Annotated in this window: 28 protein-coding genes and 1 pseudogene; 19 read left to right on the forward strand and 10 right to left on the reverse strand. The window is 54.4% G+C overall.

Features of this window, described 5'->3' with window-relative positions; genetic code table 11:
- Window positions 1–2: 2 nt before the first annotated feature.
- The 6 genes and pseudogenes from E0E17_RS20345 to E0E17_RS14885 all read left to right on the forward strand — a co-directional run.
- Window positions 3–143: pseudogene (locus E0E17_RS20345) on the forward strand (IS3 family transposase); the annotation flags it as partial.
- A gap of 99 nt (window positions 144–242) precedes the next feature.
- Window positions 243–395 carry a Hok/Gef family protein gene (locus E0E17_RS14865; RefSeq protein WP_130834790.1) on the forward strand — a complete coding sequence of 51 codons (153 nt, stop codon included), beginning with the start codon at window positions 243–245 and terminating at the stop codon, window positions 393–395.
- 388 nt (window positions 396–783) lie between these two features.
- Window positions 784–933, forward strand: coding sequence for a Hok/Gef family protein (locus E0E17_RS14870; RefSeq protein WP_130834791.1), 150 nt, complete (start codon window positions 784–786; stop codon window positions 931–933).
- A gap of 520 nt (window positions 934–1453) precedes the next feature.
- A complete protein-coding gene (gene umuD, locus E0E17_RS14875) occupies window positions 1454–1873 on the forward strand; it encodes a translesion error-prone DNA polymerase V autoproteolytic subunit (RefSeq protein WP_130834792.1) in 420 nt (139 codons plus the stop codon).
- A gap of 2 nt (window positions 1874–1875) precedes the next feature.
- Window positions 1876–3138 carry a translesion error-prone DNA polymerase V subunit UmuC gene (gene umuC / locus E0E17_RS14880; protein ID WP_130834793.1) on the forward strand — a complete coding sequence of 421 codons (1263 nt, stop codon included), beginning with the start codon at window positions 1876–1878 and terminating at the stop codon, window positions 3136–3138.
- 347 nt (window positions 3139–3485) lie between these two features.
- Window positions 3486–4439, forward strand: coding sequence for a glycosyltransferase family 8 protein (locus tag E0E17_RS14885; protein ID WP_165446236.1), 954 nt, complete (start codon window positions 3486–3488; stop codon window positions 4437–4439).
- Between the two features lie 1076 nt (window positions 4440–5515).
- Here the strand turns inward: E0E17_RS14885 and E0E17_RS14890 are convergent.
- Window positions 5516–5764, reverse strand: coding sequence for a glycine zipper domain-containing protein (locus tag E0E17_RS14890; protein ID WP_130835571.1), 249 nt, complete (start codon window positions 5762–5764; stop codon window positions 5516–5518).
- 552 nt (window positions 5765–6316) lie between these two features.
- Here E0E17_RS14890 and E0E17_RS14895 point away from each other — a divergent pair.
- Window positions 6317–6535, forward strand: a complete 219-nt coding sequence (locus E0E17_RS14895) for a DUF2767 family protein (protein WP_130834795.1) — start codon at window positions 6317–6319, stop codon at window positions 6533–6535.
- A gap of 13 nt (window positions 6536–6548) precedes the next feature.
- Here the strand turns inward: E0E17_RS14895 and E0E17_RS14900 are convergent, their stop codons facing one another.
- Complete coding sequence (locus tag E0E17_RS14900) at window positions 6549–7112, reverse strand: hypothetical protein (protein ID WP_130834796.1); 564 nt, start codon at window positions 7110–7112, stop codon at window positions 6549–6551.
- 62 nt (window positions 7113–7174) lie between these two features.
- On the reverse strand, window positions 7175–7504 hold the full coding sequence (locus tag E0E17_RS14905; protein ID WP_130834797.1) for a hypothetical protein: 330 nt from the start codon (window positions 7502–7504) through the stop codon (window positions 7175–7177).
- 215 nt (window positions 7505–7719) lie between these two features.
- Between E0E17_RS14905 and E0E17_RS14910 the strand changes: the two genes are divergently transcribed.
- A complete protein-coding gene (locus tag E0E17_RS14910; RefSeq protein WP_130835572.1) occupies window positions 7720–7899 on the forward strand; it encodes a hypothetical protein in 180 nt (59 codons plus the stop codon).
- A gap of 47 nt (window positions 7900–7946) precedes the next feature.
- Here E0E17_RS14910 and E0E17_RS14915 read toward each other — a convergent pair whose 3' ends face one another.
- The 3 genes from E0E17_RS14915 to ldcA form a co-directional block, all read right to left on the reverse strand.
- On the reverse strand, window positions 7947–8312 hold the full coding sequence (locus tag E0E17_RS14915) for a DUF4186 domain-containing protein (RefSeq protein ID WP_130834798.1): 366 nt from the start codon (window positions 8310–8312) through the stop codon (window positions 7947–7949).
- A gap of 148 nt (window positions 8313–8460) precedes the next feature.
- A complete protein-coding gene (locus tag E0E17_RS14920) occupies window positions 8461–9123 on the reverse strand; it encodes an MBL fold metallo-hydrolase (protein ID WP_130834799.1) in 663 nt (220 codons plus the stop codon).
- A 27-nt stretch (window positions 9124–9150) separates the two neighbouring features.
- Window positions 9151–10074 carry a muramoyltetrapeptide carboxypeptidase gene (gene ldcA / locus E0E17_RS14925; RefSeq protein ID WP_130834800.1) on the reverse strand — a complete coding sequence of 308 codons (924 nt, stop codon included), beginning with the start codon at window positions 10072–10074 and terminating at the stop codon, window positions 9151–9153.
- A 168-nt stretch (window positions 10075–10242) separates the two neighbouring features.
- Between ldcA and emtA the strand changes: the two genes are divergently transcribed.
- Entirely contained in the window at window positions 10243–10869 is a 627-nt protein-coding gene (emtA, locus tag E0E17_RS14930; protein ID WP_130834801.1) for a membrane-bound lytic murein transglycosylase EmtA, read from the forward strand.
- Between the two features lie 1419 nt (window positions 10870–12288).
- On the opposite strand, the gene E0E17_RS14940 is transcribed toward emtA, so the two are convergent.
- Window positions 12289–13245, reverse strand: coding sequence for a sugar-binding transcriptional regulator (locus E0E17_RS14940; protein ID WP_130834802.1), 957 nt, complete (start codon window positions 13243–13245; stop codon window positions 12289–12291).
- Window positions 13246–13428: 183 nt separating this feature from the next.
- Here E0E17_RS14940 and E0E17_RS14945 point away from each other — a divergent pair, with 183 nt between their 5' ends.
- From E0E17_RS14945 to E0E17_RS14980, 8 genes are all read left to right on the forward strand, one after another.
- Window positions 13429–14370 (forward strand): D-ribose ABC transporter substrate-binding protein, encoded by a 942-nt coding sequence (locus E0E17_RS14945; RefSeq protein WP_130834803.1) that lies wholly within the window; start codon window positions 13429–13431, stop codon window positions 14368–14370.
- A gap of 12 nt (window positions 14371–14382) precedes the next feature.
- Window positions 14383–14997, forward strand: coding sequence for a DUF2291 family protein (locus E0E17_RS14950; protein ID WP_130834804.1), 615 nt, complete (start codon window positions 14383–14385; stop codon window positions 14995–14997).
- Window positions 14997–16511, forward strand: a complete 1515-nt coding sequence (locus E0E17_RS14955; RefSeq protein ID WP_130834805.1) for a sugar ABC transporter ATP-binding protein — start codon at window positions 14997–14999, stop codon at window positions 16509–16511. The genes E0E17_RS14950 and E0E17_RS14955 overlap by 1 nt, the downstream gene beginning before the upstream one ends.
- Window positions 16512–16513: 2 nt before the next feature.
- A complete protein-coding gene (locus E0E17_RS14960) occupies window positions 16514–17617 on the forward strand; it encodes an ABC transporter permease (RefSeq protein ID WP_130834806.1) in 1104 nt (367 codons plus the stop codon).
- Between the two features lie 92 nt (window positions 17618–17709).
- Window positions 17710–18540 (forward strand): transketolase, encoded by an 831-nt coding sequence (locus E0E17_RS14965; protein WP_130834807.1) that lies wholly within the window; start codon window positions 17710–17712, stop codon window positions 18538–18540.
- Window positions 18533–19477 carry a transketolase family protein gene (locus E0E17_RS14970; protein ID WP_130834808.1) on the forward strand — a complete coding sequence of 315 codons (945 nt, stop codon included), beginning with the start codon at window positions 18533–18535 and terminating at the stop codon, window positions 19475–19477. The genes E0E17_RS14965 and E0E17_RS14970 overlap by 8 nt, the downstream gene beginning before the upstream one ends.
- Before the next feature lie 2 nt (window positions 19478–19479).
- On the forward strand, window positions 19480–20967 hold the full coding sequence (locus E0E17_RS14975) for an FGGY family carbohydrate kinase (RefSeq protein ID WP_130834809.1): 1488 nt from the start codon (window positions 19480–19482) through the stop codon (window positions 20965–20967).
- A 20-nt stretch (window positions 20968–20987) separates the two neighbouring features.
- The gene (locus E0E17_RS14980) at window positions 20988–22406 is read left to right on the forward strand and encodes an L-fucose/L-arabinose isomerase family protein (RefSeq protein WP_130834810.1); all 1419 of its coding nucleotides are present in this window, start codon (window positions 20988–20990) and stop codon (window positions 22404–22406) included.
- Between the two features lie 36 nt (window positions 22407–22442).
- On the opposite strand, the gene E0E17_RS14985 is transcribed toward E0E17_RS14980, so the two are convergent.
- Window positions 22443–23585, reverse strand: a complete 1143-nt coding sequence (locus E0E17_RS14985; protein ID WP_130834811.1) for a mechanosensitive ion channel family protein — start codon at window positions 23583–23585, stop codon at window positions 22443–22445.
- A gap of 108 nt (window positions 23586–23693) precedes the next feature.
- Window positions 23694–24428, reverse strand: coding sequence for a flagellar brake protein (locus tag E0E17_RS14990; protein ID WP_130834812.1), 735 nt, complete (start codon window positions 24426–24428; stop codon window positions 23694–23696).
- A 197-nt stretch (window positions 24429–24625) separates the two neighbouring features.
- Here E0E17_RS14990 and E0E17_RS14995 point away from each other — a divergent pair, with 197 nt between their 5' ends.
- Complete coding sequence (locus tag E0E17_RS14995; protein WP_130834813.1) at window positions 24626–24820, forward strand: glycine zipper domain-containing protein; 195 nt, start codon at window positions 24626–24628, stop codon at window positions 24818–24820.
- Window positions 24821–24830: 10 nt separating this feature from the next.
- Window positions 24831–25079, forward strand: coding sequence for a GlsB/YeaQ/YmgE family stress response membrane protein (locus tag E0E17_RS15000; protein WP_130834814.1), 249 nt, complete (start codon window positions 24831–24833; stop codon window positions 25077–25079).
- 78 nt (window positions 25080–25157) lie between these two features.
- Here E0E17_RS15000 and treA read toward each other — a convergent pair whose 3' ends face one another.
- Window positions 25158–26858 carry an alpha,alpha-trehalase TreA gene (treA, locus tag E0E17_RS15005; protein WP_130834815.1) on the reverse strand — a complete coding sequence of 567 codons (1701 nt, stop codon included), beginning with the start codon at window positions 26856–26858 and terminating at the stop codon, window positions 25158–25160.
- Window positions 26859–26892: the final 34 nt, after the last annotated feature.

The raw sequence follows: 26892 nt of genomic DNA on the forward strand, positions 1-26892 counted from the left end.
TTGACGAGTTCAGTAATATAAGCGAACTGAAGGATGCTGTTACGGAATATATTGAATACTACAACAGCAGAAGAATTAGCCTGAAATTAAAAGGTCTGAGTCCAATTGAATATCGAACCCAGACCTATATGCCTCGTGTTTAACTGTCCAACTTTTTGGGGTCAGTACAACCTGAGGCAGCTCTTTATGCATCACAACATAAAGGTAGCCTCTTACGCGCTGAAAAGCAAGGAGAAGCAACCATGAAACAGCAGGCAGCGATAATTATCGCTACGCTCGTTATTATTGCGGCTGTTGTCGCGATGCTGATAATGAGAAAAGATCTCTGCGAGATTCGATTCCGAACCGATCAAGCAGAACTGTCTGCGGTCATGGCTTGCGAGCCCGTTAAGTAAGAGCAACCGGCGGGGAGCAATCCCCGCCACTCTTTATTGTTGTGGCATAATCTCAATGCACCCAGTCTGATTGTTTATTTCAAAACCGCACTCCATTCTTTATTGGCTCATGCAAAGAAATTTTTTATATCCGGGAAATTAATTAACCGAATAAGTATTTCGGTGCCAATAATATTAATTGGCTATATATTTAACGGCAGAAAAGCGGTGAATATCATTTAAAGAATAAGTAGAATAGCGCCGGGTGCTTGAGATTTTCTGGTCTCAGGCCATCGCAGGAGTTCAGAAAGACGAAAGCCCCGATTGACATAAATCAACCGAGGCCAACGCATGAACCTGAACAATTCATATGTTAGCCTCTTACCAGCCGGAAGGCAAGGAGCTAACCATGAAGCAGTACAGGGCGATATTCATCGCCATTGTTATTTTAACCGCCGTTTTTGCTGCGGTGCTCATTTCACGAAAGGACGTATGTGAAATACATATTAGCAGCATATTAATGGAGGTCGCTGCCTTCATGGATTACGAACCCAGGTAAGGGCGACAGGTGGGGAAGAGTATCTCCCCGCCGTTTATTGTCGGGCTCATGATCTTAAGCACCCATTCAAATCTATTTTCAGCCGGGCAATACAATAACGATTAACAGAAGCGTGCTATCCCGATGGATATCAGTATGCAAAGCCTGTCTCAGGGCTGCGGGAGTACCAGAGCTGAAAGCAGAGCGAGCGTTGTGGTCAGGACGTCAACACGGCATCAGGTGAGCAGTAACTATGAAGTTCCTGACAGAGGCTCGCTCCGGTGACACTTTTATTTTCATATTGCTGTAAAAAGAGACAATACATACAGCGCATTATTTCCTTTCTGAACATTTGTAAGATGAGTGAATGATGTCCTGCCCGGCTTATCTCTTCCATCTGCCTGTTATTGCTGCAAAATTTTATGAAATAAAATCACAATATAATCAATAATATAGCCATTTCGTCCTACGCTTCGCTTGATAACTGTTAGCTTTTGATATTACTGTAAATATATACAGTAATATCATCAGGTCGTTTGTTATGGAATTCATCAGACCCGTAGAAATCCGTGCCGTCATGCAGCTGCCATTGTTCATAGAGCGTGTAGCATGCGGCTTTCCTTCCCCTGCGCAGGATTACATTGAGCAGCGAATAGATCTTAATGCGCTTCTCGTGCAGCGACCCAGCGCGACTTATTTTGTGCGCGTCAGTGGCGACTCCATGACGGAAGCGGGCATCAGCGATGGCGATATGCTGGTGGTTGACAGTTCCGTTACCCCGGAGCATGGACATATCGTGGTTGCCGCCGTGGAAGGGGAGTTCACTGTCAAACGACTGCAATTGCGTCCCTCGCTCCAGCTTATCCCGATGAATCCGGCCTATAGCCCCATTATCATCGGCAGCGAGGATAAGCTGGAAATCTTCGGCGTGGTTAACTTCATCATCAAAGCGGCGAATTAACCATGTTCGGCCTGGTTGATGTCAACAGTTTCTACGCTTCCTGCGAGACCGTTTTCCGGCCCGACTTAAAGGGAAAGCCAGTGGTAGTGCTCTCCAACAATGATGGCTGTGTGATTTCCCGCAACGCCGAGGCGAAACGGCTCGGAATAAAAATGGGTGCCCCCTATTTTAAAGTGCGTGATGAACTGCAGCGACACCATGTCCAGGTGTTCAGCTCAAACTACTGCCTGTATGCAGATATGTCACACCGGGTAATGACCACCCTGGAGGAGATGGCACCATCCATCGAGATGTACTCTATTGACGAAGCCTTTCTGAATCTGGCCGGTATACGAAACTACATGCCGCTGGAAACCTTTGGACATCAGGTGCGTCAGCGGATCCAGAATGAAATCCATCTGACAGTAGGTATAGGTATTGCTCAGACAAAGACGCTGGCCAAACTGGCAAACTACGCCGCGAAACAATGGCCTCAAACCGGTGGCGTAGTTGACCTGTCGAACATAATCAGACAACGGAAACTGATGCGCCTGGTACCGGTTGAAGATGTCTGGGGCGTAGGGCGACACATCAGTAAAAAGCTGAATGCAATGGGCGTGATGACAGCCTTCGATCTTGCTGAACAGAGTACCTGGATTATTCGCAAACATTTTAATGTGGTACTGGAGCGAACCGTGCGTGAATTGCGTGGCGAGAGCTGCCTGGCCCCGGAAGAGTTTGCGCCGACGAAACAGCAGCTGGTCTGTTCCCGCTCATTCAGCAGGCGCATCACCCATTATGAAGAGATGCGTCAGGCGGTTTGTGCCTATGCCGAACGGGCCGCGGAGAAGCTGAGACAGGAAAAACAGTACTGTCGCCAGATAACCGTATTCGTGCGTACCAGCCCCCATGCGCCCGGGGAAAATTTTTATGCAAATCAGTCAACGGGAAATTTGCTGACGCCATCCTGCGACACGCGGGACATCATCAAAGTCGCAACTGAGGCGCTGGACAGAATCTGGATCGAGGGGCATCGTTATATGAAAGCGGGCGTGGTATTGAGTGATTTTTTCAGCCAGGGGGTGGCTCAGCTGAATCTGTTTGACGAAAAACGCCCTCATGCTAACAGCGAAGCGCTGATGAAGGTCGTGGATAGCATCAATCAGAGTGGAAAGAGTAAGCTGTGGTTTGCCGGCCAGGGCATTGAAAAGGCATGGGCGATGAAACGGGAGATGCTATCACCCGCTTACACCACCAGGTTTACCGATCTTCCGGTAGTAAAATGATTTTTCTTTTCGTTATCTGTCAATCTGGTAAAGAATAAGGACAGGTAAATAACAGTAGTGTGTTATTGCAATAGAGATAATACAGAACACGGGAAAATTTTATTATTCTCAGGTAGTGCCAGAAATTAATTTCACATAAGCAAATTAATAAAAAAGCAATACCAGGAATCATCTCATTTGCTCTTTTAAACGGTGTGTCTGGCACAAAAAAGTAGACAAACCGCTTTCAACAGGTATTTTAAAAAGGTTTCCGGAATTTTATTGTTGAAAGAGTAGGGCCAGTGTAATCCGCAGAAGCAAAGTCAGTAACGCATAATTCGACGAACCTGCTAATGCCAGGAGTGGGAATGAATACTGTAAATGTTATCAAAAGTGAGCATAGCCTTTGGGAACCTAAACAGCATGATGCCGCAATAGATATTTTGTTGACTGCAGATAAACAATACTTACCTTACTGTGGTGTCTGTATTTATTCCATTATAAACAGCAATAAAGATCTGAAGATAAACTTCCATATTATCACCCAGGCCATGGTAGACAGGGCTTTTACGGAACAACCCGGCAGTAATGTGTCATTAACGGTTTATTTGATTGATGATGCATCATTGGCAGGGCTGCAAACTCATGATTTCTTTCCTGTTTCAATATACTATCGTATTCTGGCACCCGAAATCCTGGGGCATGAGGCGAAGCGAATACTCTACCTGGATTGTGACATCCTTTGTGATGGTGATATCACAGCGCTTATCACATTAGATATGGGCACTAACATAGTCGCAGCGGTAAAAGATGCTGGCATCAATGAAGCTTACCTCACGCAACTTAACTTAAAAAAAGGTGAGTATTTTAACTCCGGCGTAATGTTAATAAATACTGCTTTGTGGCTGGATAAAGGGATAACAACAACTTTCTTCGAAAAAATAAACAGCAAAAAATATCTCTATCCGGATCAGGATTGTCTCAATGAAATTTTAAAGGGGGAAACGCTAAGCCTTGATAATGCCTATAATTATATCCCGAAAAACAGGTCGACAACAAAAAAACCGGTCTTTATCCATTATGCCGGACAAACCAAACCCTGGAGCATATCTATTGATGAGTCCGGATATAATAAGAAATACCTGGATCTCTATCGGAATACTCCCTGGAAAAGCCTGCCGTTGTTGCCGCCCAAGAAACCTTTTGAAGCTTATCATTACTCCCGCAAACTGCTGTCACAGAAGAAGCTGTTACAGTCTCTCTACTGGTTTACTCAGGCTATGTATGGCATGGCGCTTAAGACCCTGAAACGGGCGAGATAATCTCCGGGGTTAAAAGGCGTTTAAGGATAGCTCAGCATCAGCCGACCTGGGCGAACACAAAAAGCGTTAAAGCCCAAAGGGGAGATGCGGTTGCAGACATTACAGATGTTGCCCGCGTCCTGACGATCTGTCGGCGTCTGTTTGCCGTGGCTGGCAACGGAGGTTACATCTCTGCCGCTTACCTGCTTAACAACGCCCGCTGAAAAACGAGAACCGCACTTTTTGCTAAAGGACAGGTTTGCTGACGAAGCTTGAATAAAATTTCACCGACAGGGGGCAAATGAGAGGCATTATCTTCACTTACAGAAGCACAGTTAATGAAAGTTGCACTCTGTATTTGAGTGAGAGCCTGTCGCGGCGCATTTAAGCCGCTTTACTTCATGAAAAAGCACCTAAAACAAAGTGTGATGCTGTGAAGGGATTGAGATATACCTTAAGTACACCGTTAATCAGCCCTTTATCTGAGGCCATGTGAAGCGCGGATCAACTTATGAGTCTCGCTGCCGTAAGGAGGGGTTGATTTTTTTGGTTATCGTAACCATTGATTATCTCGATTGATTAAGCTTAATAAACCTTTATAGTGACCTTGTTCGGCAAAAAAGAAAGACTACACACAGTTATAACAATAGGGGACAGGACAGCGAAGCTTACTTTGCGTCCCTGTAACCCACAGAGAGAAAAAGCTATCTCATAAAACAGGGAAGATTTACTGCCAGCTCTTTGTGCTTCATAGTGCTGTGATAATGCAGGCAGAGGCTTTGTGAAATACCAGAGCCAACAGACAGGAAATCTAAAGCTTCTCAAAGATTACTTCTTCTCGCGACGTAAAAAGTGCCCGTATTTATACGGGCTTTTTTGTGCATATCCTTCCCGCTCTCCTTTTGGCTGACTGCTTTTTATGGCAGCAGACCGGCTCAGGCTGCCTGACGTATCCCGGGGCCGTTCGCTCCGGACACAAAAGCGGATTGCTCAGACAATGAGACGTACTGAGAAGGGAGCCGGAGGAAAGCGCAGAGAGCGAATGACTGGAAAAACGGGAGCCAGTGGCTCCCGTTTCGTATGACAGGATCGCTGGCTTATTTACGACCTAACAAATAACCGATAAAGACGCCAATACCTGCTGCCACCGCCAGACCAGCAAATGGGCTGGCTTGTACCTGATCTTTCACGCTTTCAGCCATATCACGGGCAGCATAACCCGCCTGGGCAGAATACTTACGTGCTGCACCTTTCACTTTATGCTCTGGTGAGTCGACCGCTTCGCCCCAGGTTTCTTGCGCCTCGCCAGTGGCTTCTTTCAATTTATCTTCAGTTTTTCCGTACATCATTATCTCCTTCGCGTTTGAAAGTTAACTAAAAGCATAGCAAAGCGTGGCCGTACTGCCGGGATAACCGACAAAAGCGGCGAAAAAACTGAACAGGGGAGCGCCTGTAGCAGGTTTTGCCAGTGCGGTGTCGGATAACATACGGAATAGCTGGCGGCAAAGGGAACAGAGGGCTAGTGCGACACCATGACGTTACTCAGGGTTAAAAAAGGTCCTGAACAGCGTTCAGAATGGAAATTATGCCATCTCAATAAAACACAGGTGCTGGACCTGTTTTGGGATATTCAATGACCTGTCTGTAATCCTATTTTTGTTTTTTAGAAAAAATAATTCGACTTTTGAAGTTTATGAAAAAGATAAATTGACGGGTTTTTTTAACATAGTGGAACAGGCTTATCCTGGTGACTGACGCAGTAAATCTTAACCAGAGCACAATTCTGCAGTTTATAGCCTTGATGGCATTATTACTGACCGGGTCAGTAACATTGCAGTTGCCGCGTTTTCTGTCCAGGCTTCTTTTTACGGCCAACTAAACCACACAGCGGAGGAAAGATGAAACGCGATATTCTGAACGAAGATGATTATGACGAGGTATGCCGGGTGATTGGCGATGCGGTGATTGTGCTCGCTGAGTGTGGACATGAAACCCGTCGCGCTGAAATCACCAGCTTACTGAAACGGACCCGCCTGCAGCGCGCCCACAACAGCGAGCGGGATGAGCAGCGGATGCTGGAACATGCGATTCGGCTGGTAAAACCGGATACGCCATAAAAGCTACGCTTTCTCAGGCATGGGAATGCGCAGCGCGCCAGGCAGGATACCAGCTCACCAGGAAATGACGCAGATGATCGAAACACCATTCAGCATCTTCTGCCTGCTGGCAGTAGAACTGAATGGTGATTTTGTCATAGTGCTGTTGCTGATGCATATGCAGCGGTGAATGACTCCAGTCCAGTACCGAACGGGCATAGTTGACCAGTGTATCCGGTTCCATATGGTGCTCTGTTTCCTGCTCGCCAAGATAACAACAGAAAGCGCGGTCCAGCGTCAGGGCTTCCGCTTTCACGCTGTCAGGCAAATCAGGACGGACCGCGATATCAAGAAAGCCACACACTGCATCCGGACGCTGTTGCCAGTCGCTGGTCAGGGTCATAAACAGCCCGTCCTGTAAGTTGACCTCTTCCAGCAGGCGACGCAGATTAGCGGAGTGGTGACAGACTGCAACTTCATCGATACGGTCAGGTTCCTGTGTCAGATCGATAGCGCAGGGATTGATCGAGCCATCAGCATTGGCCGTCGCCGGAAAAGGGAAGTCGATATAGCCGTTGTTATCCAGTTTCTTTTCCATTGTGGGACCCCTGTCACCTTGCGTGTTCTGACAGTAAACCATCTGACGTCAGGAATCACCTTTTACGGACATGTCCAGGTAATCATCACGTTCTGATAAGGGTTAATCAGCCGGAACTGCTGCGCAGACAAGCGCTGGGCATAATAACCTTCCCGCGTCACCGCAGAAGGCGCATATTGAAAGCGATCAAGCGATTGCAGCGCACCGCTTTCTACTTTGACGTCGTCCTTACTGACCGAGAACGAAGTAACAAGGTCAAAAATACGCCCCTGGGTCCGGCCCAGCGGCTGACCATAAATGGTCGCGACTTCACCGGGGCATACCACACCCTCAGGTGTTGATGAGCATCCGCTTAGCAGCAGAAGCAGAGTGATTAATAAAAGTCGCAGCATGGTCCTGTACCTGACGCATTCCCTGGGTTTTTTACTGGTACTGATTTTAAGGTCATGTACCCTGATTATTTTGATCATAGCAGCTTCCGGACGGCTTCCTGTTTCCCTTTTGTTTAATCATTAAGCAGTAGTCATGTAAAAAGGTGACTTTCATGGCTGATAAACGTTATTCTTGCTGGCGTTGCGCACCAGACAAGCAAACCGAAGGACAGAGGATGAAAGAAGAAGAAGCCAGTCTTATGATTATACGTCATGCGATTGAAAAGCTTGAGCTAGAAAAGAAGCAGCAGGTTAACGCCTGCGTAAATGCGATCCATGTAGTAATGCAGAAATTCGATCCAGAAGACGCTGGGCTGGCGTTGATGTTGGTGGCTGCAGAAGTCGCTGCAGAATAGGGCAAAAAGCCTGAAGCCGGGCATCGCAGGATGCGATGCTTTCACTTTTAGCTTGTTTTTGAATTCATCTCGGTCACCAACCAGCGGTGAATCACGCCCACAATGTAGGTTTGTTGCGTGGCACTCAGTGGCTGCTGCTTCTCAATGCCATGCCATTTCTCCAGACAATTACGGCAACAAGTGGCTGTCGCGTGTTGCGCGATAAATACCGGATGACCGCGCATTGGCGTCTGCTTGCCATCATTTAATGGTTGAGCATCAGCGAGCCGCTTTGCGATAAAATCCATCGCGTGACGAACAATCACCTCAGGTCCCTTTTCCAGACAGTAACGTCGTTCTTTTTTACCCAAATGAAACCGGCTGCGAAACGACGAGCGGGCCAGACGTTGAAACAGTGCATCTTCTCTGTCCATTTTTCCTCCTGCCTCGCGCTATTGCATGTTCTACTGTCTGTAATTGCATGTTCTACTGCCTGTAAAGGCTATTTAATCATATCACCTGCAAGGATCATGATCCCGTCGTTGCAACGTCGGTAACTCAACAGATGTCTGAATAAAATAGTCAGAAAATCGGCCGCTCACGCAGGTCCAGCGGTGATTGCTCCGCTTCATCAATAGCGGCCAGCCATTCCGGCAGGGTGACCTGTTGCCAGGGGAGGTGTCCACGGGTGGTAGACATTAAAATCACATCCGGGCGCAGTGTACGGTAGAACTCCAGCGACTGCTGCAGTTCACTGAGATTACTGTCCGGAACCAGCACCGTTACCCACTGGTCGTAGGCCCGGGTCAGGGTATCACCCACAAACAGATAGGTAAGGCCTGCAGGGGAGGCATAAAGAAAACTGCTGCTGCCTGGTGTATGCCCGGGTGTGGGCAGCAGATGAAAGTCGCCGAAATGCACATCTGCCGTGGTAAACACATCATCCGGCTCCAGCACCTGGCTGACGGGGCCGATGGCGCGCGCATGGCAATAGAGCGCATTATTAAAGCGCTGCTGAATAATTTTCGCGCCGGGCGCCGCTTCATGCCAGTGTGTGAAATAGTGGCGAATGATGCCGCCTTCATCCGCCAGCACTTCATGATCGAGCAGGTTTTCCACCCGACCAATCAGCAGATTGCCCCGTGGATGACGCAGCATAAACCCGTGCATCATCAGGTCGTTAATGGTTTCTTCTACCGGAAATTCCGGGGTAGAGATCCACAGATCGTCATACAGCGGCTTCATGGTGGATCTCCTGTCAATAAGGTGATATCAGCGCAGGGTGGGGTGACCGGTAATATGCAATTGCGCTTCGCCCTCGCTGACCTGCAGCCGTGCACAGGCACCCAGCGGCAGAGTAACGGTATCGCTGGCGTGGCCAAAGGCCAGGTCCGTGATCACCGGTTGCTGGCTGATATCACGCAGATATTGCCAGACAGAGAAAAAATCGAAGCCATTGTCATAATCAGAAAGTGTAGTACTGGTAAAGCTGCCTGCGATAACGGCGCGCTGGCGGGCAAGAATACCGCTCTGCTGTAGCTGAATGAGCATCCGCTCGATGCGGAAGGGGTGCTCATTAACATCCTCGATCACCAGAATGCCATCCTCAATCTGTGGCAGCCAGGGGGTGCCGATCAGCGAACAGATCATCGCCAGGTTGCCGCCCCAGAGAGTGCCCTGCCATTCGCCGTTATCGGGCGTCTGGCTTTGCCAGTGAATATTGACGTCAGGCGAGGTCAGCGTTTGCCAGAAATGATGGCAGGTAAATTCAGAAAGTGTTTCCGCACCAAAATTACCGGCCAGCATCGGTGCGCTGAAGGTGATCAAGCCCGTTTGCGCCAGTAACGCCAGCTGAACGGCGGTAAAATCGCTGTGTCCACACAGCGCCACTGGCTGATTAAGCAGACGGCGTGCCAGCGCATTGTAGTTGATGCGATCCAGCAGACGGCTGACACCGTAACCGCCGCGCACCGCCAGCACAATATCTGGCAGAGCAGGGAGCTGAGCCAGATCGTTAATGTCTGCAAGGCGTTCCGCGTCATCGCCGGCAAAGCGTTGAAAGCGGCGCGAGATGGCGCTCAGGTTCTCCAGCCTGTGCCCCGCATCCTGCAGGCGTGCGACGCCACGTTGCGCGGCGGATTGATTGTGACAATAACCTGACGGGGCAATCAGCCGTATCGTACGGGGTTCGATCATAACGCTTTCCTGCTGTTAACCGGTTCTGTGCTGCCCTGATGATGACGAAAAGCGTAGCTGAAGTCACGAATCGGCCCGGTTTTTTCTGCATTTCAGATTAAGGGTAATTTTGCCGTTACGCAGGCCAGGTATGATGGGCAGTGTGAATCACTTTCCGGGAAGAAACGTTTGAAAATTCGATGGTTTGCGCTCTCAGCCCTGTTGCTGGCTGGCTGTGCCGATGAACCGACAAAACACGTTGCCACACAGAAAAACACCCCGTTGACGCAGGCGCCGCCGTCAAAGGTCAATGATGCCTGGGCGTTGTTTACTGAAGATGCCGCCGCGCATTATGGTGTGGATGAGAAATTAATCAGCGCCATTATCAGCGTTGAGTCAGGTGGCAACCCGACGGTGGTGAGTCGTTCCAATGCGGTTGGTCTGATGCAAATTAAAGCCTCCACCGCCGGACGCGAGGTGTATCGTAAGCAGGGGCGTCGTGGGCAGCCGTCCATCCATGAACTGCGCGATCCAGCCAAAAATATCGATATTGGTACCGCTTATCTTAAGTTATTACAGGATTCCGTGCTGGCGGGCATTCGTGATCCGCTGACGCTGCGCTACGCCACCATCGTTTCCTACGCCAACGGTGCCGGCGCGCTGTTACGCACTTTTTCACGCGATCGTGAGCGTGCCATTGCGATGATTAATGCCATGACGCCGGATGAGTTTTATCAGCATGTGCAGAAGAAACATCCGGCTGCTCAGGCGCCGCGTTATTTGTGGAAAGTCACCACCGCTTACCGGACGATTTAAGCCCGCGTTACGCGGGCATTTTTCCCTTCGGGGAAGGTGAGTACTTTAAAGCGTTACTTTTCTGCTGCGCAAGGTTCCGCCCGCCAGGCGAGCGGCAGTTTCAGTGGCTGCGCCACACGCGGCCGGGTTAAGGGGCCGTTTCGCCGGCCCCTTAACAATCCCCGCGACCGGCTGCCGTTGCGCAGCGCTGCGCGCTGTCCCTTCGTCACTCACGCCGCCCCACGGACCGCTCGGGACGCGTTCCCGACGCGGCCCTTCGCTCTCGCCGCATCCCTGCGGCTCGTCCTGGCCGTCGTTCCCTCCTCAGCGCCCCGGAAGCCGGAACCGGGGAGCCGCCTGTAAGTCCCCGTTATTTTCTTTGCGTATGGGCTCGTCTGGAAGTTGTTAACAGGCTGATTCAGTGCGGTTTTCCCCACTCCGGAGAAATAAAGAAGGAGAACGCAGTGCGAACCCGGAAGTAACTTTTCTGCTGCGCAAGGTTCCGCCCGCCAGGCGAGCGGCAGTTTCAGTGGCTGCGCCACACGCGGCCGGGTTAAGGGGCCGTTTCGCCGGCCCCTTAACAATCCCCGCGACCGGCTGCCGTGGCGCAGCGCTGCGCGCTGTCCCTTCGTCACTCACGCCGCCCCACGGACCGCTCGGGACGCGTTCCCGACGCGGCCCTTCGCTCTCGCCGCATCCCTGCGGCTCGTCCTGGCCGTCGTTCCCTCCTCAGCGCCCCGGAAGCCGGAACCGGGGAGCCGTCTGTAAGTCCTCGTTATTTTCTTAGCGTATGGAATGGCCTGACAGTTATTAACGAACTGAGTCAGTACAGTTTTCCACACCGCGGAGGAATGAAGCAGGAGAAAACAGTGCGCCCCCGGCAGTAACAGGACTGCTTCCCTTCAATCTTTCAGCTATGACGCAGTCGAAAGAACGGCTGCTGACCGTGCAGCGGGGTCGTGGTGCGGCCTTTTCATCGCTGAGCGGAGGAAGGATTTCAGGACGAGCCGACAGGACGTCGGCGAGAGCGACGGGCCGCGCCAGGGAGGGCGCGTCCCGAGCGTTCCGGCTGAAATCCTGAAGACGCGAAGGGACCGCGCAGCGGCGATGAAGGTGGCCGCAAGCCCGGGGTCAAGGGGGCGCGGCGACTGGCGCCCCCTTGTCGGTCGCCCGCAGCAGGCGGGGCTGAAACTGCCGGTTCGCTCTGGCGAACGAAACCTTCTCCGTGGCCAGCCCGCCGTACCGGCGAACGAAACCTTCTCAGCGGCCAGCCCGCCGCCCTGGCGAACGAAACCTTCTCAGCGGCCAGCCCGCCGCTCTGGCGAACGAAACCTTCTCAGCAGCCAGCCCGCCGCCCTGGCGAACGAAACCTTCTCAGCGGCCAGCCCGCTGCACTGGCGAACAAAATTTTCCCCGCGATCAGCGGAACATATCCGGCTATCAGCCGCCAGCCCCCACCAGCGCTCGCGCGGTGGGGTAATCTACAATCAGCACCTTCACATAACCGCCGCGCAGAGCGCCGCGAATCGCGTGCGTTTTGTCCTGCCCGCCCGCGAGGGCGACCACCTGCGGGCAGCGCCTGACCTGCGCCAGCTCCATGCCAATCACCGGATCCTCGTGCGGCTGCAGCACCGGCTGCCCGGCAGCATCGAAATAGTGCAGACAGATATCGCCCACCGCGCCGCGCTGCGTCAGGGTGCGCAGCATCTCTTCATCGTAATAGTTACCGGAATTACGCAACAGCGGTGACGGCTCCAGCGCGCCGATGCCGACAATGGCCAGATCAACCTCATTAAACTTCTGCAACACCTCCGCCACCTCGGCATTGGCAGACAGCCGCTGCCGCGCATCTACCGAGCGCTCAATCGACTGTGATGGCAGCAGCCAGGCCGGCGCGTTGAGCAGCGCCGCCAGATTCTGCGTCAGGATGGTCGCCTGCACATTACCGTTGGCGCCCACCCCGCCCAGCAACTGAATCACGCCACGACAGGGCACGGTTAACGGATGCAACGCGTCGACCATCGCGCGGATAGTCCCGCTCCAGGAAGAGATGCCAATCAGCTCATTGGCACGCAGACGCGTTTCCAGATAGTGCGCCGCCGCCGAACCGATCGCCTGTTTAATCTGTTGCTCAGACGCATTCTCCGGCACATCCACGACAATTGTCTGTGGGATCTGGTAACGCTCTTCAATCTCTTTTTCCAGTTGTGGAAAAATCGTCGCGGGCTGAACCACACTAATCTTTACCACTCCCTCTTTGACGCAGCGATTAAGGATCCGCGAGACAAAAGATTGCGACAGTTTCAGCAGCTGTGCGATTTCCGACTGTTTCCTGCCTTCGGTGTAATAAAGCGTGGCGATTTTCACCATCAGCCGCTGCTCATCCTGTTTTGCCATGGTTTTTCCCTCTCTGATTCTGCCCGGTATTGTTAACCAGGGGGCGCGAAATAACAACGCAGCACAATTTGTGATCCTTTTCGCTTTTCCGCGATCTGTCATTGGACGGCAGAGTGGCAGAGGCGCATAGTCATTATGCATATAAAATCGCATTTGAATATTTATTCAAGCGGAGAATAACTCATGAAGCCTTCCCTGTTAAAAGTGACCCTGCTGGCCTCGCTGTTAACCCTGTCCGGATCGGTGTTGTCTGCGGAAAAAGGGTTGCTGGCGATCATTACCCCGTCACACGATAACCCGTTCTTTAAAGCGGAAGCCGATGGTGCACTGGCGAAGGCGAAAGAGCTGGGATACAGCACGCTGGTGGCGTCACACGATGATGATGTCAGCAAGCAGAACCAGCTGATTGAAACGGCCATTGGCCGCAAAGCGAAAGCGATCATCCTGGACAATGCCGGGGCTGATGCCACCGTCGGTCCGGTACAGAAAGCGAAAGATGCCGGTATTCCCACCTTCCTGATCGATCGGGAAATCAATAAAACCGGCGTGGCGGTGGCGCAAATCGTCTCCAATAACTATCAGGGCGCGCAGCTTGGCGCGGAGAAGTTCGCCAGTCTGCTGGGCGGTAAAGGCGAATATGTCGAGCTGCTGGGTAAAGAGTCTGACACCAATGCCGGGGTACGTTCTCAGGGCTATCACGATGTGCTGGATGACTATCCCGACATGAAGATGGTAGCGCAGCAAAGCGCGAACTGGAGCCAGACCGAAGCCTTCAGTCGCATGGAAACCATCCTGCAGAAACATCCCAACATTGTCGGTGTCATCTCCGGCAACGACACCATGGCGCTGGGCGCGGAAGCGGCGCTGAAGGCGGCCGGGAAAAAGGATGTGATTGTGGTGGGGTTTGACGGCAGCGACTACACCCGCGACTCCATTCTCAATAACGGCAATATCAAGGCCACGGTACTCCAGCCGGGCTGGGATCAGGCGCAGATGGCGGTCGAGCAGGCGGATTACTACCTGACAAACGGTAAAGCGCAGAAGGGCGAGAAGCAGCTGATGGACTGCGTGCTGATTGATGAAACTAACGCAGCGAAGCTGAAAAACTTCAACCTGGCAAAATAGGGTGGATGCGGCATGAAAACAACGCAAACAGGCGGGGCAGTGATCACGGTAATGGCAGCGTTGTTGCTGGCTGCCTGCACGGTGGTGGATCTGGATGCGGAGGGCAAGCCTGTCATGCCGCAGGATCCCAACGCCAAAGCGAGTTTCAGCAGCCAGACGCCGCAACAGATTGCTGAATCCAGCTGGCAGAGCAAAGTCATTGACGCGGCCCGGCAACAGGGACTGAGCTGGGCAGATATGAAAACCAAAAGCGCCACGGTGCCAGCAGACAGTAACGAAAGCGTTTTCGTACAGGCCAGCGGCAAGGTGACCGCTTTTGATGAGGGCAATGGTCGTGAGCGCAGCCTGACCATGACCATTAACGGCGAACCGGTGAAAGTGCTGGTGGGCCCGTTGTTACGCGGTAACGCCATTCGCGATGCTGCCGGTTTCCGTTTTGAGCAGTTCACCAATCAGGTGCAATACGCCCAGCTTACCCGGGCGCTGAACCGCCATGCAGTGAAACAGTTGCCGCCGCTGGACGCCAGCTGGGTTAACCAGCAGGTGCAGGCGCTGCTGGCCGTCACTATGGGGCACAACAGCGTTGAGAGCGTGGTGGCGGTGAGTCTGACGCGGGAGGATCCCTGATGCGCGATGAGATTGTCCTGCAGGCAGAAAATATCTCAATGCTCTTTCCCGGCACCCTGGCGCTGGATCGCGTCGATTACCGCGTCTGGCGCGGCAAAGTAAACGTTATCATCGGCGAAAACGGGGCGGGTAAATCAACGCTGATGAAAATCCTTGCCGGTGTGCAGCAGCCCACCAGCGGCAAAATTTTCCTTAACGGGGAAGAGGTGACCTTCAGCAGCACGCGTGATGCCGCCCGGCACGGGATCGGCATGGTGCATCAGGAGCTGAACCTGTTTGAGAACCTCTCGGTCGCGGAAAACATTTTTCTCGGACGTGAGCTGCAAAAAGGCCTCATGCCGATCAACGAGGCGGAGCAGATACGGCGCGCCGCCGCGCTGATGCAGCGCCTTGACCAGCCGATCTCTGCGCGCGAGTTGGTTGGGAATCTCAAGGTGGGGCAGCAGCAGCTGGTGGAGATCGCCAAAGCGCTGGCGGAGAACGCGGACATTCTTATCCTGGATGAGCCAACCTCGGCGCTGAGCAAAACTGAGGTGGAGATTCTGTTCCGCGTCATCCGCGAGCTGACCCGTCAGGGTGTCTCTGTCATCTATATCTCGCACCGCCTGGAAGAGCTGATGGCGATCGGCGATGTGATCACCATTTTGCGCGACGGCCGTTTTCAGGCGGAAGCAAAGGTCAGTGAAATTGATGTGCCCTGGATCGTGCGTGAAATGCTGGGCAGCGAGCCGGTTGGCACCTTTTTGCCGCCGGGTCGTACCTTTGGCGCGCCGGTGCTGGAGGCGGAGCACATTACCTGCGTCAGCGCCAGCGGCAATACGGTGGTCAATGATGTCAGTTTTCAGGTACGCGCCGGTGAAATTGTCGGCATCTACGGTCTGATGGGCGCGGGGCGCACCGAGCTGTTTGAGTGTCTGCTCGGCAGCCAGCGTAACTATCTCGGCAAGCTCTGGCTGGACAGCAAACCGGTGCCGACGCGTCTGCCACCTGCGGAGCGCATCCGCATGGGGATGAGTCTGGTGCCGGAAGATCGCAAGCGCGCCGGGATCTTTCCCTTGTCCTCGGTAGCCAGCAATCTGACGATCGCCAGCCTCTGGCGGCGGCTGTCGCACCGTTTCGCCATTGCGCAGCAGGAAGAACAACAGGCGGTCGCCAGCACGGTAGGCAACCTGGCAATCAAAGTCTCTTCGCCCGAGGTGGCGATTAACGCCCTGAGCGGCGGCAATCAGCAGAAAGTGGTGATTGGCCGTTCGCTGCTGACCCGTCCGCGTCTGCTGCTGCTGGATGAACCGAGTCGCGGCATCGATGTGGGAGCCAAAGCGGAGGTGTTTCGCATGATGGTACAGCTTTCCGAACAGGGCATTGCGGTCCTGTTTTCCACCTCCGATCTGAAAGAGATCATGGCTGTATCGGACCGTATTCTGGTGATGTCCGGCGGCAAACTGACGGCTGATCTTCCGCGCGACGCAGCGGAAGAGGCAGCGCTGGTTAAAGCAAGCGCACAGGGGTTCTGAAGATGAAAAGCAACGGTTCCGTGGCGCTCGCCACCCGGCCAGGCAAAGCGTTCAGCTCGCGGGAAAACCTGATTTTACTGCTGCTGAAAATGCGCACCTTTATCGCGCTGATTCTGATTGTGGGCTTTTTTGCCATCACCGTGCCCGATTTTCTCGCGCTGGGCAGCATGGTGATCATGATTAAGCATATCGCCATCAACGCCTTTCTCGCGCTCGGGATTACCTTTGTCATTATCACCGCCGGGATCGATCTCTCTATCGGCGCCACGCTCGGACTGTGCGGCATGGTCGCAGGCTGGCTGATCACCAAAGGCATCGTGCTGCCGATGTTCGGCATCGCTATTTTTCCCAGCGTCTGGGTCATCGTCCCGCTGGTGCTGTTGATCGGGGCGCTGGTCGGGGCAACCAATGGCTGGATCATTACGCGGTACAACGTCGCGCCTTTTATCTGCACGCTGGGCACCATGTATATCCTGCGCGGGGCGGCGATGCTGACCTCCGGCGGCGAAACCTTTCCCGGCTTGCAGGGCAACCCGCTGCTGGGCAATACCGGCTTCGACAGAATCGGCTCGGGCTATCTGCTCGGTCTGCCCTATGCCATCTGGCTGATGGTACTGCTGGCGCTGGTGATCGCTTATATCGCCCGCCGCCTGCCGTTTGGCCGTCAGGTCTATGCCATCGGTGATAACGAGCGTGCGGCCGAACTCTCCGGCGTGAAAGTCAGGCAGGTCAAAATCCTCGTCTATACCCTCTCCGGCTTCTGTGCCGCGATTGCCGGTATTGTGGTGTCATCGCAGCTGGTGGCCAGTCATCCCGCGAACGGCACCGCGTTTGAGATGAACGCTATCGCAGCCGTGGTGCTGGGCGGTACCTCCCTGGCTGGCGGACGCGGCACTATCCTCGGTACGCTGGTAGGCGCTTTTGTCATCGGCTTCCTGGCTGACGGCCTGATTATGATGGGTGTCAGTGAGTTCTGGCAGATGGTGATCAAAGGGATTGTCATCATCATTGCCGTCATCATTGACCAGATGCAGAACCGTATGCAGCAAAAGGCTGCCGTGGTGGCGCAAAAGGCGCTGATGGAGGAGGGTATGGTGAAAAGTTAACGGTAACGGTGCAGGCCCATTTTGCCTGCACCCTTTTTTTTACCCTGCATGAATAAATATTCATGAATGCTTTAAAATTCAGAGGTGTGCTTATGAATCCTTTTAAACTGTCGCTGGCAGAGCTGGAACGCACGGCGCGTTCAATACGGCGCCGCATCATTCAACTGAACGCGGGTAGCCCGGCTGGCGGACATACCGGGGCCGATCTCTCCCAGGTAGAGATCCTGACCGCGCTCTACTTTCGTATCCTGAACTGCGCGCCGGACCGTACCGGCGATCCTGACCGTGACATTTATGTACAGTCGAAAGGGCATGCGGTAGGCGGTTATTACTGCGTACTGGCCGAAGCGGGCTATTTTCCCGAAAGCTGGCTGCCCACTTACCAGCATGCAGACTCCCATTTGCCGGGCCATCCGGTGCGGCAGAAAACGCCGGGCGTTGAACTGAATACCGGCGCGCTGGGGCACGGTTTGCCTGTCGCGGTGGGCATCGCGCTGGCGGCGAAAAAAGATAACAGTCAGCGCCGGGTGTTTGTCCTGACCGGCGATGGCGAGCTGGCCGAGGGCAGTAACTGGGAAGCGGCGCTGGTAGCCGCCCATTACGGTCTCGACAACCTGATCATCATCAATGACAAAAACAAGCTGCAGCTGGCGGGCAGTACTCAGGAGATCATGAACACCGATCCGCTGCCCGAGAAGTGGCGCGCGTTCGGTCTGGAGGTGACGGAATGTAACGGCAACGACATGGTATCGGTGGTGGAAACCCTGGAGAACCTGCCTGCTAATGGCAAGCCGCAGGTGATTGTCGCCCATACTGAAAAAGGTTACGGCATCTCCTTTATTCAGAGCAAAGCAGAGTGGCATCACCGCGTGCCGAAAGGCGAAGAAGTGACGCTGGCACTGGAGGAGTTAAAAGATGAGTAATGCACAACACCTGGCCAGTGTGATGGTCACGGCCTTTATCGACGCGGTCAATCGCGGCATTGATCTGGTCCCGGTGGTAGCGGACTCCACCTCAACAGCAAAAATCGCGCCCTTTATCAAAGCTTTTCCGGATCGTCTGGTGAACGTCGGCATTGCCGAGCAAACCCTGGTGGGCACTGCGGCAGGCCTGGCGATTGGCGGCAAGGTGGCGGCAACCTGCAACGCGGCGCCGTTTCTCATCTCGCGAGCCAATGAACAGGTCAAAGTGGATGTCTGCTACAACGACACCAACGTGAAACTGTTTGGGCTGAATGCCGGTGCCAGCTACGGGCCGCTGGCCAGTACCCATCACAGCATTGACGATATCGCCATTATGCGCGGCTTTGGCAACATTCAAATCTATGCCCCTTCCTGTCCGCTGGAGTGCCGTCAGATTATCGATTACGCCCTTGAGCATATCGGCCCGGTCTATATCCGCCTTGATGGCAAAGAGCTGCCGCAGCTGCATGACGAGAACTACCGTTTCACCCCGGGCGCTATCGATCTGCTGCGTGCCGGCGAGGATATTGCGCTGGTGGCAATGGGATCGACAGTTCATGAGATTGTTAACGCTGCGGCGCAACTCGCTGAACAGGGGATTTCAGCGGGTGTGATCGCCATTCCATCGATTCGCCCCTGCGATACCCAACAGCTGCGCAACCTGTTAAATCACTATCCGGCGGTGATTACGGTTGAGGAGCATAACGTGAACGGTGGCGTAGGAAGTCTGGTGGCAGAAGTGCTGGCGGAGGGTGGCTGCGGCATTCCTCTGTTGCGGCTGGGGATCCCGGATGGGCAATATGCCATCGCGGGCGATCGCGCCTCAACGCGGGCGCATCACGGCATTGATGCCAGCAGCATCGTGAAGAGTGCCATGCGTATTTGCGCGGGAGGCTAACCATGGTGGGCCCGGTAATTCTGGCAATAGACGAAGGCACCACCAATGCGAAGGCGATCGCCGTTGACCGTGCGGGCCAGGTGGTGGCGCGCGGCAGCTGTGGCCTGACGCTGCATCATCCGCAGCCGGGGCTGGCGGAGCAGGACGCGGAGGCGGTCTGGCGGGCCGTGAGAGAAGCGGTGGCACGCTGTCTGGCGGGCTGCAGCGGTGCGCCGGTGGCGGCGATAGCCATCAGTAACCAGCGTGAATCGGTGTTGATCTGGCAGCGCCATGACGGCAAACCGCTCACGCCGCTGGTGAGCTGGCAGGATCGCCGCTCCGAGGCGTTCTGCCGCGATCTGCGCAGCGCAGGCAAAGCACCGCGCATTACCGGACTGACCGGGCTGGCGGTAGATCCGATGTTTCCCGCCGCCAAACTCACCGGCATGCTGGCGGCAATCCCCAACGGGCTGGCGCGCGCGCAAGCGGGAGAGCTCTGTATCGGCACCGTCGACAGCTGGCTGAGCTGGAAGCTGAGCGCCGGAACCTGTTTTGTTACCGATCATGCCAACGCTGCCCGCACGCAGCTTTACAGCCTGCACAGCAACAGCTGGGATGACGAACTGCTCGGCCTGTTCCAGATCCCGCGCGCTGCGCTGCCGGAGATTGTGCCTTCTGCCAGTGCGCAGGGCGCGGTGGCTTGCGATGATATCACCGGATTAGCGCCGGGAACGCCGATCCTGGCGCGCATTGGCGACTCTCATGCCGCGTTGCAGGCGCAGCGGCGCGGCAGCGAGGAGGTCGTGAAAGCGACCTATGGCACCGGTTCGTCGCTGATGATGTCTATGGCGACGTCGCTGCTGACGGAAAATGGCCTCAGCACCACCGTCGCCTGGCATGATGGTGAAATCCGTTACGCCTTTGAAGGCAATATTACCCATACCGGCTCCGGGGCCGCCTGGCTGGGACGCATGCTGGGGATCGATGACCCGCTCCGTCTGACCGCGCTGGCGGAAAGCTGCGCCGATAATCAGGGCATCTATTTTGTGCCTGCGCTGTCGGGGCTGGGCGCGCCCTGGTGGGATTTGCAGGCGCGCGGCATGGTATGCGGCCTGACCGATGCCGCGACCCCCGCCGTGCTGGCTCGCGTTGCGCTGGAGTCGATCGTTTTCCAGATCGCCGACGTCTTCTTTGCTATGGAGCAGGCGAGCGGCCTGCGCCTGCCCGCACTCTGCGTGGATGGCAGCGCCACGGCAAATCCGTGGCTGATGCAGCTGCAGGCGGATGTGCTGCAGCGTCCACTGCTGCGTGCGCCCACGGCGGAGGTCTCTGCGCTGGGCGCGGCGCTGCTGGCGGGAAAAATGCTCAGCTGGTGGCAGCAGGGCAGTGATATGGCGGCGCTGCAGGGCAGCAGCGTCATTACGCCACGTGAGACGTGCGCCAGGGAGATGCAAGACAACTATAAAGGCTGGCTGGACGCGGTAGCACGCTGCCGCTATCAGCCGCAATAACCCCTTCGTGGAGCAAAGCAATGTCAAACCATCCTCAGCAACTCACCTTTGGCGTCATCATCGGCAACCGCGGCTTCTTTCCCAGCTACCTGGTAGGGGAAGCCCGGCAGCAGGCGGTCGCGCTGTTTGAAAAACTGAACATCCGCACCCTGATGCTGGATGAAACGCAAACCAATCTGGGCGGCGTTGAAACCCGTCAGGAGGCAAAAACCTGTGCAGCGCTGTTCCGCCAGCACCGGGATGAAATCCATGGCATTGTGGTGCTGTTGCCCAATTTCGGCGATGAGAAAGCGGTGGCGGAGGCGATCCGCCTTTCCGGCCTGAACGTGCCGGTGCTGATTCAGGCGGAAGAAGATAACCTCGACAAAATGGGGCTGGCGACGCGCCGTGACAGTTTCTGCGGCAAGATTTCACTCTGCAACAACCTGCGTCAGTATGGAATTCCGTTTACCCTGACCAGCCAGCACGTCTGTGCCCTGAGCAGTGAAATTTTTATGCAGGATCTGCAGCGCTTCAGCCAGCTCTGCCGGGTGGTGAAAGCGATGCGTAGCGTGCGTGTCGGCGCTATCGGCGCACGTCCGGCGGGCTTTAATACTGTGCGCTACAGCGAAAAACTGCTGGAGAAAATGGGCATTGCAGTAGAGACCCTGGACCTGTCAGAAATCTTCAGCCGTATTAAGCTGCTGCGCGATGACGATCTGCGTGTGGTGGAGAAGCGTCAGATTCTGGAAGGCAATGCCGATGCGCGTGCCATCCCGCCGGAGAAGCTGCAGACCATGGCGAAGCTGTTTGTGGTGATCAGCGAATGGGTACAGGCGAACGATATCGATACCACCGCCATTCAGTGCTGGACCTCCCTGCAGGAGAATCTGGGGATCAACGTCTGCTCCATTATGAGCGTGATGTCAGGTCAGCTGATGCCCAGCGCCTGTGAAGTGGATGTGATGGGGGCGTTGTCGATGTATGCGCTGGCCAGTTGCTCCCTCAGCCCGGCTTCGCTGGCGGACTGGAACAACAACTTTGGCGACGATCGTGACAAATGCGTGCTGTTTCACTGCGGTAACTTCCCCAGTGCCAGCCTTGAAACACCGACCATGGGCACGGCGGATATTATCGGCACCACGGTAGGGAAAGAGAACACCTGCGGCGCGGTACATGGGCGACTCAAAGCGGGCAACCTGACCTTCTTCCGCCTCTCAACCGATGATTTCACTGGCGAGATCAAAGCGTATGTAGGCGAGGGGGAATCGGTGGAGGATGCGCTGGATACCGTGGGTTGTCGCGCGGTGATCCGCGTGCCGCAGCTGGAGTCGCTGCTGGCCTGGATTTGCAAAAACGGCTTTGAACATCACGTGGCGATGAACCACTCCTCAACCGCCGCAGTGCTGCAGGAAGCGTTCAGTAACTATCTGGGCGTCAGCTGTTATCACCATCGCTGAGGCAAAAAAAAGCGGGCGGCAAGGCCGCCCGGCTGATCAGTGGGCCGACGATGCCGCTGTCTTGTCGGGTGCATCGCTTTCGTTGGAGGCGCTCGTCAGGTTGATTTTGGGCAGGGTACCGCCGGTAAACTCAATGCGACGCATCGGGAAAGCAAAGCGAATCTGTCTCTGCTCCAGTTCCTCCATCAGCTGGAGATTAATCTCCTGCTGAATATCCATATATTTGTTGTAGTCGGCATCGAGCACAAAGTAGACCACTTCAAACGTGAGCTGAGATTCATCGAAGGAGAGGAAGTGCGCGCGATCAAAGCGGGTCAGCTCAATGCCTTCAATGATATTTTTCACCAGACCGCCGATTTTGCGCACCTTTTCCGCAGGCGTGTTGTAGTTGATACCAAAGGTAAACACAATACGGCGCTGCTGCATACGTTTGTAGTTGTGAATGGTCTGCTGTAGCAGGATAGTGTTGGAACAGACCACCTGCTCGCCGCTCAGACTACGTATGCGCGTGGTTTTCAGACCGATATGTTCAATCGAGCCCGCAATATCGCCAAACACCACAAAATCACCGATCTCAAACGGCTTATCAAAACCAATCGACAGCGAGGCGAACACATCGCTCAACACGGTCTGAATCGCGAGGGCGATAGCGATACCGCCGACGCCGAGACTTGCCACCAGTGCGGTAATGTTAATGCCCACGTTTGAGAGAATGGCGAGAAACATCATCACCCACACGATGGTGCGCAGCATAATGCCAAGAATCACGGTAGTCACCGGATTACGCACCTGATGCGGGTCGCGCAGAATACTCTGGAACCAGAGGCGGATGCCGCAATCGATCCACATGGTCATCTGTACGATCAGCGCAATAAACCAGCCATGGGAGACGGTGGCGCGCCAGGAGGGCGGCAGATCGATAAACTTGATCGCAATCAGCAGCGAAAAGATCAGCAGCAACAGCTGACTGGTACTGCGCAGGATTTCTACGGCAATGGTATAAAACGGGGCGTGACGGTTTGCGCTGAAGCGGGCGAGACGGTTTGAAATAAAGCGGATAGCGCTGCGCAACAGCCAGTAAACCACCAGCGTGGCCACCACGACGATGGCGATGTTAATCCAGAAACTTTCATTTAAAAACAGACGGGTAATATTGCGTGACGAGAGCCAGTTTTCCATTGGGGAAGTACTCCTTGCTGGTGAGCCGGTTTAAAAAGGGTGTAACAGGAAAGAAAAAGGATAGCCTGGATGCGCGACACGCGTCACGCATTCAGGTAAAGAAGGGAATTACTGAAAGCGCCGGGCCTTATCGCGCGCCAGACGTTCGAGATCAAAAATGATCTGCTGCAGCTGTCGCGCCTGTAACGGCTCAATGGCGCTAAAACGCAAGCTGAGACGCGGCCTGACGCGCGTTTCGTTCTTGCTGTTCACCACGCTGTGCTCGCCAATATGCAGCAGCTGCGCTTCGACGCTGAACTGACCATACTCCCCCAGCTCAACACGCAAATTTTTGAACATTGCGCCCGGCTCAAGGCCTTCCGGCAGCGCGTCGTCCGCCAGCACACTGATGCCGCCCAGCGAGAGATCCTGCAGGCGAAAGCGCGCCTTGCTGCCGTCCGGCCACTGGCTGTGACACCAGAACACCGGATCTAACGGCGCTCTGACACGAAAGAACTCACGGCGCTGGATTTGCCACAGCACATCCGGCAACGGGGCGCTGAAGGCGGGTAACCCGTCATGTTCGATGCGTGTCAGCGCGGCCAGAGAAAATTCCACTCTGGCACCCTGGGTATCGGCGCAAATTGTTACCTCACCGCACTCCAGTACCTGCTGGTTCATCGAAGTATTGCTGCCGAGATCGAAAATCAGCTGTTCATTGTCTGCAGCCAGCATATGACTGAGAAACTGTCCTTGCGAAAAATTCACCATCAAAGGCGTCTGATAGCGCAGCAGTTCTTTCATTACGCCAAGGACTGCCAGCGTGCCTCGTTTAAGATATTGTTCATTATCGGCTTCTTTCACATCCTGCTCCACACTATTCGCTTGCCATCACCACCCGTTCCATTGTTACCGGAACGTTATCGGCGCGGCAGCGCAGAACTTTAGCCCGCAAATAAATTTATTATCTCCGGGCCAGAAACGGCAGAGTAAAAATTCCCGTCTATACTTAGCGCTGTAAACAGCTTGATTCTTCAGGCTTTCACGACAGGAGTGGGAGTATGTGGTCGAAACGTGAAGTGAAAAACGCTAAGCACGAACAGGCGCGATCCCGGGACTGGAGCGATGAGGTACGCGATGAAATGGAGAATGTCGCGCATTGCTCCTGTGCATGGATGAAGAAAAATCCGTGGGCAGGCGTGGGAGTCGGTATTGCGCTTGGTTTGGTTGTCGGAATGTTAATCACGAAAAAGTAAGGAGCGGTAAATGGGGATCATCTCATGGATTATTTTTGGCTTAATCGCCGGTATCATCGCCAAATGGATTATGCCTGGTAAAGATGGAGGTGGATTTATTGTCACCATCATTCTGGGGATTATCGGTGCCGTGGTGGGTGGCTGGATCAGTACCTTTTTCGGCTTTGGCAGAGTAGACGGTTTTAACTTCGGTAGCTTTGTCGTGGCGGTAATCGGTGCCATTGTGGTGCTGTTTATTTATCGTAAAGTACGCAGCTAAGTCTGCGTCTGGTACAGGCAGAATAAAGAAGAGGGGGCATATGCCCCCTTTGTTTTGCCTGTAACCTGTCCTGCGGCGTTACTGAACCGCGATCGCCTTGTCAACCTGCGCGGTTTGCGGCAGATCTTTGACGCTGTTACAGGTTTTTTCTTTCGGACAATACTTATCCAGCAACATCAGCGTTACGCCATTGGTCCAGCCGAAGCCATCCTGTAACGGATATTCACCGCCGCCGCCGCCGCCGAGATTTTTACCTTCCACTACGTATTTCTCGACCAGCTTATGTTCCCGGTCATAGGTGGTCTGTACGTTATTCAGGAAACGCATCCCCACCTGCTGCGCCAGCTGTGGTTTCTGATAATTCTCCAGTCCGCGCACAGCGACCCACTGCAGCGGTGCCCAGCCGTTCGGCGCATCCCATTGCTGCCCGGTATTGATGGTGGTGGTCACCAGCCCGCCCGGTTTCAACAGCTGTTTTTCTACCGCCGCGGCCGTCCGATCCGCCTGTTTAGCGGTCGCCACCTGCATAAACAGCGGGTAGAGGGTGGCGGCCGTCAGCTGGTTATGCACGCGTTTTTTCTGCCAGTCATAATCGGCATACCAGCCCTGTTTGTCGTCCCACAGATAGCGGTTAATCGCTTCCTGACGCTTTTGGGCCAGCGCGCTGAACTGCTGCGCTTTATCATTCTGTTTTTGCAGCTGATATCCTTTAGCCAGCGTCTGTTCCAGATGGAACAGCAGGCTGTTGAGATCCACGGCGGCCAGTTCGGTGGTACGAATGGTGGAGAGGTTTTTCGCCTCAGTGAACCAGCGTGAACTGAAATCCCAGCCGGAAGCGGCCCCGGCGCGCAGCTCGCGGTACATCACCTGCTTATTGCGCTCCGGCGCTTTTTCCGCCGTTTTGATATCATCCAGCCAGGATTCGGTACGGGGTACATCGCGCGCATCCCAGTAGCGGTTCAGCACCGTACCATCCGCCAGTTTTATCACGCGTTTGCTGGCGCTACCGGCGGCAATGGTGTCGCTGTCCGCCATCCAGTAGTCATACTCTTTCTGCAACTGCGGCAGATAGCGACGATAAACCTCATCACCTTCATGGGTGGCCAGCAGATCGACCATCAGACTGAAGTAGGGGGGTTGCGAGCGGCTCAGGTAGTAGCTGCGGTTGCCATTGGGAATATGGCCATAGGTATCCAGTTCCCAGGCGAAGTTATCGACCATATCCTTAATGCGATCCCAGTGCCCGCTTTCCGCCAGGCCCAGCATGGTAAAATAACTGTCCCAGTAATAGACTTCGCGGAAGCGTCCGCCCGGCACCACATAGGGTTTCGGCAGCGGCAACAGGGAATCATACTGACCGGAGGTTTTGGCGGTGCGCGTCAGCACCGGCCACAGACCGTCGATATGTTCACGCAGACTCTGCCCGGCGGGCGGCACATATTTCTCGCCTTCGGCAGGCAGGGTAAAATTGGTATAGACGAAACGTTTCAGATCGAAACCGCTTTGGTTCTTCTGCATCTGCCAGTCGGCAAGGATAGAAGAGGGATTATATTTCGGCACCGCATCGGCGAAGGTTTTCTGATCCGGGAAGAACTGCGCCTGCTGCACGGCGTGAAACAATGGCCCCAAACGCACATCTGGCGGCTGTGGCTGGCTGCTCAGCATACGGTCATTATCCGCTGCCTGCGCCATCATTGCTGGCGCGGTAAGTAGCGCAGCCAGGAACAGCGGCGCAATTCCATGATGTTTGCTTTGGGGTATTACGACATTTTTTACCATCGGTTTTTCTCCTTGTCCGAAAACATGGTCTGAT

The organism is [Erwinia] mediterraneensis (assembly GCF_900604315.1).
GTDB lineage: Bacteria > Pseudomonadota > Gammaproteobacteria > Enterobacterales > Enterobacteriaceae > Pantoea > Pantoea mediterraneensis_A.

Excerpts from the sequence above, each read along its gene's own strand:
- E0E17_RS14865 (WP_130834790.1), top strand. The coding sequence starts at position 243 with ATGAAACAGCAGGCAGCGATAATTATCGCTACGCTCGTTATTATTGCG.
- E0E17_RS14870 (WP_130834791.1), top strand. The coding sequence starts at position 784 with ATGAAGCAGTACAGGGCGATATTCATCGCCATTGTTATTTTAACCGCC.
- umuD (WP_130834792.1), top strand. The coding sequence starts at position 1,454 with ATGGAATTCATCAGACCCGTAGAAATCCGTGCCGTCATGCAGCTGCCA.
- umuC (WP_130834793.1), top strand. The coding sequence starts at position 1,876 with ATGTTCGGCCTGGTTGATGTCAACAGTTTCTACGCTTCCTGCGAGACC.
- E0E17_RS14885 (WP_165446236.1), top strand. The coding sequence starts at position 3,486 with ATGAATACTGTAAATGTTATCAAAAGTGAGCATAGCCTTTGGGAACCT.
- E0E17_RS14890 (WP_130835571.1), bottom strand. The coding sequence starts at position 5,764 with ATGTACGGAAAAACTGAAGATAAATTGAAAGAAGCCACTGGCGAGGCG.
- E0E17_RS14895 (WP_130834795.1), top strand. The coding sequence starts at position 6,317 with ATGAAACGCGATATTCTGAACGAAGATGATTATGACGAGGTATGCCGG.
- E0E17_RS14900 (WP_130834796.1), bottom strand. The coding sequence starts at position 7,112 with ATGGAAAAGAAACTGGATAACAACGGCTATATCGACTTCCCTTTTCCG.
- E0E17_RS14905 (WP_130834797.1), bottom strand. The coding sequence starts at position 7,504 with ATGCTGCGACTTTTATTAATCACTCTGCTTCTGCTGCTAAGCGGATGC.
- E0E17_RS14910 (WP_130835572.1), top strand. The coding sequence starts at position 7,720 with ATGAAAGAAGAAGAAGCCAGTCTTATGATTATACGTCATGCGATTGAA.
- E0E17_RS14915 (WP_130834798.1), bottom strand. The coding sequence starts at position 8,312 with ATGGACAGAGAAGATGCACTGTTTCAACGTCTGGCCCGCTCGTCGTTT.
- E0E17_RS14920 (WP_130834799.1), bottom strand. The coding sequence starts at position 9,123 with ATGAAGCCGCTGTATGACGATCTGTGGATCTCTACCCCGGAATTTCCG.
- ldcA (WP_130834800.1), bottom strand. The coding sequence starts at position 10,074 with ATGATCGAACCCCGTACGATACGGCTGATTGCCCCGTCAGGTTATTGT.
- E0E17_RS14940 (WP_130834802.1), bottom strand. The coding sequence starts at position 13,245 with ATGGCAAAACAGGATGAGCAGCGGCTGATGGTGAAAATCGCCACGCTT.
- E0E17_RS14945 (WP_130834803.1), top strand. The coding sequence starts at position 13,429 with ATGAAGCCTTCCCTGTTAAAAGTGACCCTGCTGGCCTCGCTGTTAACC.
- E0E17_RS14950 (WP_130834804.1), top strand. The coding sequence starts at position 14,383 with ATGAAAACAACGCAAACAGGCGGGGCAGTGATCACGGTAATGGCAGCG.
- E0E17_RS14955 (WP_130834805.1), top strand. The coding sequence starts at position 14,997 with ATGCGCGATGAGATTGTCCTGCAGGCAGAAAATATCTCAATGCTCTTT.
- E0E17_RS14960 (WP_130834806.1), top strand. The coding sequence starts at position 16,514 with ATGAAAAGCAACGGTTCCGTGGCGCTCGCCACCCGGCCAGGCAAAGCG.
- E0E17_RS14965 (WP_130834807.1), top strand. The coding sequence starts at position 17,710 with ATGAATCCTTTTAAACTGTCGCTGGCAGAGCTGGAACGCACGGCGCGT.
- E0E17_RS14970 (WP_130834808.1), top strand. The coding sequence starts at position 18,533 with ATGAGTAATGCACAACACCTGGCCAGTGTGATGGTCACGGCCTTTATC.
- E0E17_RS14975 (WP_130834809.1), top strand. The coding sequence starts at position 19,480 with ATGGTGGGCCCGGTAATTCTGGCAATAGACGAAGGCACCACCAATGCG.
- E0E17_RS14980 (WP_130834810.1), top strand. The coding sequence starts at position 20,988 with ATGTCAAACCATCCTCAGCAACTCACCTTTGGCGTCATCATCGGCAAC.
- E0E17_RS14985 (WP_130834811.1), bottom strand. The coding sequence starts at position 23,585 with ATGGAAAACTGGCTCTCGTCACGCAATATTACCCGTCTGTTTTTAAAT.
- E0E17_RS14995 (WP_130834813.1), top strand. The coding sequence starts at position 24,626 with ATGTGGTCGAAACGTGAAGTGAAAAACGCTAAGCACGAACAGGCGCGA.
- E0E17_RS15000 (WP_130834814.1), top strand. The coding sequence starts at position 24,831 with ATGGGGATCATCTCATGGATTATTTTTGGCTTAATCGCCGGTATCATC.
- treA (WP_130834815.1), bottom strand. The coding sequence starts at position 26,858 with ATGGTAAAAAATGTCGTAATACCCCAAAGCAAACATCATGGAATTGCG.